The organism is Streptomyces sp. NPDC003011 (assembly GCF_053591515.1).
Window position 1 is genome coordinate 74718 of record NZ_JBSFTY010000040.1, and the last position, 7899, is coordinate 82616.

General features: G+C 70.4%; 6 protein-coding genes and 2 pseudogenes. 6 read left to right on the forward strand and 2 right to left on the reverse strand.

The genetic code is table 11. The annotated features are described in order from the left end of the window. Positions 1-81: 81 nt before the first annotated feature. Positions 82-2010, forward strand: a complete 1929-nt coding sequence (locus ACWD0J_RS21630) for a 2-oxoacid:acceptor oxidoreductase subunit alpha (protein ID WP_451497421.1) — start codon at positions 82-84, stop codon at positions 2008-2010. After that, positions 2003-3118 carry a 2-oxoacid:ferredoxin oxidoreductase subunit beta gene (locus ACWD0J_RS21635; protein ID WP_451497422.1) on the forward strand — a complete coding sequence of 372 codons (1116 nt, stop codon included), beginning with the start codon at positions 2003-2005 and terminating at the stop codon, positions 3116-3118. The genes ACWD0J_RS21630 and ACWD0J_RS21635 overlap by 8 nt, the downstream gene beginning before the upstream one ends. 153 nt (positions 3119-3271) lie before the next feature. On the opposite strand, the gene ACWD0J_RS21640 is transcribed toward ACWD0J_RS21635, so the two are convergent. Further along, a complete protein-coding gene (locus ACWD0J_RS21640) occupies positions 3272-3682 on the reverse strand; it encodes a winged helix-turn-helix transcriptional regulator (protein ID WP_451497423.1) in 411 nt (136 codons plus the stop codon). 89 nt (positions 3683-3771) lie between these two features. On the opposite strand from ACWD0J_RS21640, the gene ACWD0J_RS21645 reads away from it, so the two are divergent. After that, entirely contained in the window at positions 3772-4626 is an 855-nt protein-coding gene (locus ACWD0J_RS21645) for an SDR family oxidoreductase (RefSeq protein WP_451497424.1), read from the forward strand. A 128-nt stretch (positions 4627-4754) separates the two neighbouring features. Further along, positions 4755-5804 (forward strand): EamA family transporter RarD, encoded by a 1050-nt coding sequence (rarD, locus tag ACWD0J_RS21650; RefSeq protein WP_451497425.1) that lies wholly within the window; start codon positions 4755-4757, stop codon positions 5802-5804. A gap of 80 nt (positions 5805-5884) precedes the next feature. On the opposite strand, the pseudogene ACWD0J_RS21655 reads toward rarD, so the two are convergent. After that, positions 5885-7039: pseudogene (locus tag ACWD0J_RS21655) on the reverse strand (MFS transporter); the annotation flags it as partial. Positions 7040-7128: 89 nt separating this feature from the next. Between ACWD0J_RS21655 and ACWD0J_RS21660 the strand changes: the two are divergent. Together ACWD0J_RS21660 and ACWD0J_RS21665 are read left to right on the forward strand one after the other, a co-directional pair. Beyond that, the gene (locus ACWD0J_RS21660; protein WP_451497426.1) at positions 7129-7662 is read left to right on the forward strand and encodes a winged helix-turn-helix transcriptional regulator; all 534 of its coding nucleotides are present in this window, start codon (positions 7129-7131) and stop codon (positions 7660-7662) included. A gap of 120 nt (positions 7663-7782) precedes the next feature. After that, a pseudogene (locus ACWD0J_RS21665) lies at positions 7783-7899 on the forward strand (IS481 family transposase); the annotation flags it as partial.

Below are 7899 nucleotides of genomic sequence, written 5' to 3' on the forward strand. Positions count from 1 at the left end.
CCCTCACGGTCGTAGGGTTGAACTTGGGAAGGCCTGCGGGAAGGCCGCTCCCAGACAGCCGCCTCTAGGAGGTCCAGTTCAGTGACCAGCCAGGTCAGTAGCCCAGCGGAACAGGCCGACGGAACCGTCGTAGGAGAGCAGCGCAAAGCGGCAGGGGCGAAGGACGTCCGCCGTCTGGACCGGGTGATCATCCGTTTCGCGGGCGACTCGGGTGACGGCATGCAGCTCACGGGTGACCGCTTCACCTCGGAGACGGCGTCCTTCGGCAACGACCTGTCGACGCTGCCGAACTTCCCCGCCGAGATCCGGGCCCCCGCCGGCACCCTGCCCGGCGTCTCGTCCTTCCAGCTGCACTTCGCCGACCACGACATCCTCACGCCGGGCGACGCGCCCAACGTCCTGGTGGCGATGAACCCGGCCGCCCTCAAGGCGAACGTCGGCGATCTGCCGCGCGGCGCGGAGATCATCGTCAACACGGACGAGTTCACCAAACGGGCGATGCAGAAAGTGGGGTACACCAGTTCCCCGCTGGAAGACGGTTCCCTCGACGGTTACCTCCTCCATCCGGTCCCGCTGACCACCCTGACCGTCGAGGCACTCAAGGAATTCGACCTCACCCGCAAGGAGGCCGAGCGCAGCAAGAACATGTTCGCGCTCGGCCTCTTGTCATGGATGTACCACCGGCCCACCGAGGGCACGGAGAGGTTCCTGGCCACCAAGTTCGCCAAGAAGCCCGACATCGCGGCGGCCAACATCGCCGCCTTCCGCGCGGGCTGGAACTTCGGCGAGACCACCGAGGACTTCGCCGTCTCGTACGAGGTCGCGCCGGCCGCGAAGGCGTTCCCGGTGGGCACGTACCGGAACATCTCCGGGAACCTGGCCCTGTCGTACGGCCTGATCGCGGCCTCCCGCCAGGCGGACCTGCCGCTGTTCCTGGGCTCGTACCCGATCACCCCGGCCTCGGACATCCTGCACGAGCTGAGCCGGCACAAGAACTTCGGCGTGCGCACCTTCCAGGCCGAGGACGAGATCGCCGGTATCGGTGCGGCGCTCGGGGCGGCCTTCGGCGGCTCGCTGGCGGTGACGACGACGAGTGGTCCCGGCGTGGCGCTCAAGAGCGAGACCATCGGCCTCGCCGTCTCCCTCGAACTGCCGCTGCTGGTGATCGACATCCAGCGCGGCGGCCCGTCCACCGGTCTGCCCACCAAGACCGAGCAGGCGGACCTGCTCCAGGCGATGTTCGGCCGCAACGGCGAGGCGCCCGTGCCCGTGGTCGCCCCGCGCACCCCGGCCGACTGCTTCGAGGCGGCCCTGGAGGCGGCGCGGATCGCGCTGACGTACCGCACGCCGGTCATGCTGCTGTCCGACGGCTACCTGGCCAACGGTTCCGAGCCCTGGCGCATCCCGGAGGTGGACGAGCTGCCGGACCTGCGCGTGCAGTTCGCGCAGGGACCGAACCACACCCTGGGCGACGGCACCGAGGTGTTCTGGCCGTACAAGCGCGACCCGCAGACCCTCGCCCGTCCCTGGGCCGTCCCGGGCACGCCGGGCCTGGAGCACCGTATCGGCGGCATCGAGAAGCAGGACGGCTCGGGCAACATCTCCTACGACCCCGCCAACCACGACTTCATGGTCCGTACCCGCCAGGCCAAGATCGACGGCATCGACGTACCGGACGTGGAGGTCGACGATCCGCACGGCGCGCGGACCCTGGTGCTGGGCTGGGGCTCGACGTACGGACCGATCACGGCGGCGGTACGGCGGCTGCGCACGGCCGGTGAGCTGATCGCGCAGGCCCATCTGCGCCACCTCAATCCGTTCCCGCGGAACCTGGGCGCGGTCCTGAAGGCGTACGACAAGGTGGTGATCCCCGAGATGAACCTCGGTCAGCTCGCCACGCTGGTGCGGGCGAAGTACCTGGTCGACGCCCGCTCGTACAACCAGGTCAACGGCATGCCGTTCAAGGCGGAGCAGCTCGCCACGGTTCTCAAGGAGGCCATCGATGGCTGAGACGTCCACGGAAGGCACGGGCACGATCGAGGCGCTCTCGCTCGTTCCCAAGGCCGAGGCCCGCCAGTCCATGAAGGACTTCAAGTCCGACCAGGAAGTGCGCTGGTGCCCCGGCTGCGGCGACTACGCGATCCTCGCGGCGGTGCAGGGGTTCATGCCGGAGCTGGGGCTGGCCAAGGAGAACATCGTCTTCGTCTCCGGCATCGGCTGTTCCTCGCGCTTCCCGTACTACATGAACACGTACGGCATGCACTCCATCCACGGCCGCGCCCCCGCCATCGCGACGGGGCTGGCCGCTTCGCGCCGCGACCTGAGCGTGTGGGTGGTGACGGGTGACGGCGACGCGCTGTCCATCGGCGGCAACCACCTGATCCACGCCCTGCGGCGGAACGTGAACCTGAAGATCCTCCTCTTCAACAACCGGATCTACGGGCTCACGAAGGGCCAGTACTCGCCCACCTCCGAGGTCGGCAAGATCACCAAGTCGACGCCGATGGGGTCGTTGGACGCGCCCTTCAACCCGGTGTCGCTGGCGATCGGCGCGGAGGCGTCGTTCGTGGCGCGGACGGTCGACTCGGACCGCAAGCACCTGACGGAGGTGTTGCGGCAGGCGGCCGCGCATCCCGGTACGGCGTTGGTCGAGATCTACCAGAACTGCAATATCTTCAACGACGGCGCGTTCGAGGCGCTCAAGGACAAGCAGCAGGCCGAGGAGGCGGTGATCCGGCTGGAGCACGGGCAGCCGATCCGCTTCGGCGGTGGGGGCACCTCCCGCTCGAGCGAGGCCGAGAGCGGGGGAGGGTCCCGCGGGGTCGTCCGGGACGCGGCGACCGGTGACCTGAAGGTCGTCACGGTGACGCCGGAGAACGAGGCGGACATCCTGGTCCACGACGCGCACGCGGCCTCCCCCACGACCGCTTTCGCCCTGTCCCGGCTGGCCGACCCGGACACCCTGCACCACACCCCGATCGGGGTGCTGCGGTCCGTGGTGCGGCCGGTGTACGACACCCAGATGGCAGACCAGCTCGACGCGGCGATCGAACAGAACGGCAAGGGGGATCTGGGGGCGCTGCTGGCGGGCGGGGACACGTGGACGGTGGTCGGCTGACGACTGCCCGAGAGACCAGAGGGCCTGGGCGCGACCAGAGGGCCTGGGCGCGACCAGAGGGCCTGGGTGCACCAGGGGGCCTGGGCGCACCAGCGCCGCACCAGGCCCTCGGTGTTGTGCCCATAGTCGTCCAGCAGGCCGAGAACTCGCGCGTCAGGCCTGCTCAGAGGCGCCTTTCCGCGCGTCGTACACCTCCCGTGCTTCCAGCACCTCCCCCATTCGCTCCTGGGTCCACACCGCCAGGCCTCGCACCTGCTCCGCCGCTTCTCGGCCCAGGTCGGTCAGGGAGTAGTCGACCCTGGGCGGGATCACCGGCTTGGCGTCGCGGTGGACCAGGCCGTCGCGTTCCAGGGTCTGGAGGGTCTGGGTGAGCATCTTCTCGCTGACCCGGCCGATCGCCCGGCGCAGTTCGCTGAAGCGGTGGGAGCGGTCGAGCAGTTCGATCAGGACCAGGACGCCCCAGCGCGACGTCACATGTTCCAGGACCAGACGGGAGGGGCACATCGCCTCGCCCGCCCTCGCCGTGTCCACCGTCGGGCTGCTCGCTTTGTCACTTACTGCCATACCAGTACCTTACTTCAAAGTGGGTACTTTCTAAGAGTTAGCGCAGCGGATATGGTTAGTGGCACCGCACCCCCACAAGGAGTCTGATCATGAGCATCGTCGTCACCGGAGCCACCGGCCACCTCGGCCGCCACGTCGTGGAGCAACTGCTGGAGAAGGTTCCGGCCGACCAGATCACCGCGGTCGTCCGCAACGCGGAGAAGGCCGCCGACTTCGCGGCGCGCGGCGTGCGGATCGCACTGGCCGACTACAACGCCCCCGCTTCCTTCGACGGCCTGTTCGCGGCCGACGACAAGGTGCTGCTCGTCTCGGGCAACGAGTTCGACAAGGGTCGCGTCCAGCAGCACAAGGCGGTCATCGGCGCCGCCGCCGCGGCCGGCGTGGCGCTGCTCGCGTACACCAGCGCCCCGGGCAGCCTGAGCGCCGCGCTCGCCGACGACCACCGGGGCACCGAGGAGGCGCTGGTCGCCTCCGGCGTGCCGTTCACGCTGCTGCGCAACGGCTGGTACCACGAGAACTACACCGAGAACCTCGCCCCGGTGCTGGAGCACGGCACGGTCGTCGCCGCCGCCGGCGAGGGCCGGGTCTCCTCCGCCGCGCGCGCCGACTACGCGGCCGCCGCGGTCGCCGTACTGACCGGCGAGGGGCACGAGAACAAGACGTACGAGCTGGGCGGCGACCAGGCGTGGAGCTTCGCCGAGTACGCGGCCGAGCTGAGCCGGCTGACCGGCAGGGAGATCACCTACTCGGCCGTCTCCCCCGACGCCCTCATCGGGATCCTGACCGGCGCCGGACTGCCCGAGCCGTTCGCCGCGATCCTCGCCGGCGTGGACGCCTCGATCGAGAAGGGCGAGCTGGTGGTCTCCACCGGCGACCTGTCCCGCCTGGCCGGCCGCCCGACCACCCCGTTCTCCGAGGCGATCGCGGCAGCGCTCAAGGGCTGACGCTCCCCCGTCCGGCCCTTGACCCTCCACCCCCGCCTGTCATGACCGTATGCCGATACGGGCATGACAGGCGGGGGTGCCCGGCGCTACCTTCTTGCAGGCGAGCAGTACGTGAGAGGGAGGGGCCCGTGGCCGGGACGTCGAAGAGCGAGCAGCGCATAGGTCTGCTGAACGGCTTCGCGGCATACGGGATGTGGGGACTGGTGCCCCTGTTCTGGCCGCTGCTCAAGCCCGCCGGCGCGGCGGAGATCCTCGCCCACCGGATGGTCTGGTCGCTGGCCTTCGTCGCCGTCGCCCTGCTGGTCGTACGACGCTGGGCGTGGGCCGGTGAGCTGCTGCGGCAGCCGGGCAGGCTGGGGCTGATCACCATCGCCGCGGCCGTCATCACCGTGAACTGGGGCGTCTACATCTGGGCCGTGAACTCCGGTCACGTGGTCGAGGCCTCGCTCGGGTACTTCATCAACCCCCTCGTCACCATCGCGATGGGCGTCCTGCTCCTGAAGGAACGGCTGCGGCCCGTGCAGTGGGCGGCGGTCGGCATCGGCTTCGCCGCCGTGCTGGTGCTCACCATCGGGTACGGGCAGCCACCGTGGATCTCCCTCACCCTCGCCTTCTCCTTCGCGACGTACGGCCTGGTCAAGAAGAAGGTCAACCTCGGCGGCGTCGAGTCGCTGGCCGCCGAGACCGCGATCCAGTTCCTGCCCGCGCTCGGCTATCTGCTGTGGCTGGGCACGAGCGGCGAGGCCACCTTCGCCTCCGAGGGCGCGGGGCACGCGGCCCTGCTCGCCGCGACCGGTGTCGTCACCGCGATCCCCCTCGTCTGCTTCGGCGCCGCCGCGATCCGGGTGCCGCTGTCCACGCTGGGGCTGTTGCAGTACCTGGCGCCCGTCTTCCAGTTCCTGCTCGGCGTCCTCTACTTCCGCGAGGCCATGCCGCCCGAGCGCTGGGCCGGCTTCGCACTGGTCTGGCTGGCGCTGACGCTGCTGACCTGGGACGCGCTGCGCACCGCCCGCCGCTCCGCCCGCACGCTCAGGACCGAGACCAGCAGGCCCAGCACCACCATCGCGACGGGCACGGCGAGCGCCGTACGGAACGCCGACAGCGTGGCCTCGGGATCGGCGCCGGCCGCCCCGGAGCTGGGCCCCGAGCCGCTGGACTCGCCGGCCGCCAGGCCGTAGACGGCGGTCACCGCCGAGATCCCGACCGCCGAGCCGAACTGTGTGGCGGTGTTGAGCAGCCCGCCCGCCAGGCCCTGCTCGGCGTCGGCGACCCCGTCGGTCGCGGCGATCGTCAGCGGACCGTACGCCAGCGCGAAGGCCGTGCCCGCCAGGAACAGCGTCGGCAGCATCGCCAGGTACGGCCAGTCCAGGCCGACCGGCAGGAACAGCCCGTACGCGACGACCGCCAGGGCGAATCCGCCGACGATCACCCGGGCGTGGCCGAACCGGGCGACCAGCTTCGGGGTGAGTGTCGGCGCCAGCACCGCGTCACAGCCCATGATCACCAGGGCGACGGCCGTCTGGAGCGAGGACCAGCCGCGCAGCTCCTGCAGGTACAGCGTCACGACGAACTGGAAGCCGAAGAAGGCCCCGACGAAGAGCAGCGCCCCCAGGTCGGCCCGTACGACCGGGCCCTTGCGCAGGATGCCGAGCCGGACCAGAGGGGCGGCGGACCGCCGCTCGACGGTGACGAAGACGACGGCCAGCAGCAGTGCCGCGAGGGCCGCCGCCGCCGTCGACGGCCAGCCGTCCAGGCCGTGTTCCAGGCGTACGACGGTGTAGGCGGCCAGCAGCATGGCGCCGGCGGCGGTCAGCGCGCCGGGCAGGTCGAAGCCCCGGTGACCGAGGGGCGGGGTCTCCTGTCGCGGTACCAGCCGTACGGCCGCCAGGAGCAGCGCGCCCGCCAGCAGCACCGGTGCGAAGAACACCCAGCGCCAGCCGAGTTCGGTGAGCAGGCCGCCGACGACGAGACCGAGCGAGAAACCGCCGGCCGCCGTGCCCGCGAACACCAGCAGGGCCTTGTCGCGCCGCGGGCCCTGCGGGTAGGACGTGGTGATCAGGGACAGCGCCGCCGGGGTCATGAACGCGGCGGACACTCCGGTGACGAAGCGGGCGACGACCAGCATCCAGCCGTCGGTCGCGAAGCCGCCGAGTCCGGAGAAGACGAGGAAGACGGTCAGCCAGGCCAGGAACATCCGGCGGCGGCCGAGCAGGTCCGCGGCCCGGCCGCCGAGCAGCGTGAAGCCGGCGTACCCGAGGACATAGGCGCTCATCACCCAGGCCGCCGTGCCGGTCGTCAGCCCGAGATCGGACCTGATCGACGGGATCGCGACCGCCATCATCGCGACGTCGATGCCCTCCAGGAAGATCGTTCCGCAGAGGACGAGTAACAGCGCCCAAGCGCGCGTGCCCATGGCAGTACTCCACAACTAGGGGGCGGTTACGGGATCGAGGGTCGGTTCCCTCTTGTAACCGCCCTCAGCCTCCGGCAGCATCGGCAGACATGGAAGAAGGCACTTCGAAGTCACCGAGTAACTGCGCAGGCACCGACACCGTGGACTACGGCGACACCGACCCCTTCCAGTGGGACACCCGGGAGGACTGCCAGGTACGGCAGATCCTCGACCGGGTGGCCGACAAGTGGTCGCTCCTGGTCATCGCGCTGCTGGAGAACCGGCGGCTGCGCTTCACCGAGCTGCGGCGGGAGATCGACGGGATCAGCCAGCGGATGCTCACCGTGACGCTGCGCTCGCTGGAACGCGACGGGCTGGTGAAGCGGACGGTGCATCCGGTGGTGCCGCCGCGGGTGGACTACGAACTCACCCCGCTCGGCGGGACCTTGCACACGACGATCCGGTCCCTGGTGACGTGGACCGAGACGCACCAGGAGGAGATCTCGGCGGCGCGGTCGGCGTACGACGCACGGGAGGCGGGCGACGGCGCGGAGGCCGGAGCGGGCACCGGCGCGGGCACGGGCGCACGGGCCGGTGCGGGAACCGGTGCGGGAACCGGTGCGGAGGTCCGGCGCGGGGCCTAGGTGTTCTGTCCGGGGAGGTTGTGGACGGGTGAGCCAGGTCTCGGCTGAGGGATCTTGAAACAGGTGAGGGCCTTCCGGTTCGGTGTGGATTGCGACGTCTACACCAACAGAAAGGCCCTCGTGCCCCACCGTAACGCACCCCTGACCGAGACCGGACGCCTGCGCCTGGCCCGCTGCGTGGTCGAGGACGGCTGGCCCCTGCGCCGGGCCGCCGAACGCTTCCAGGTCTCACCCACC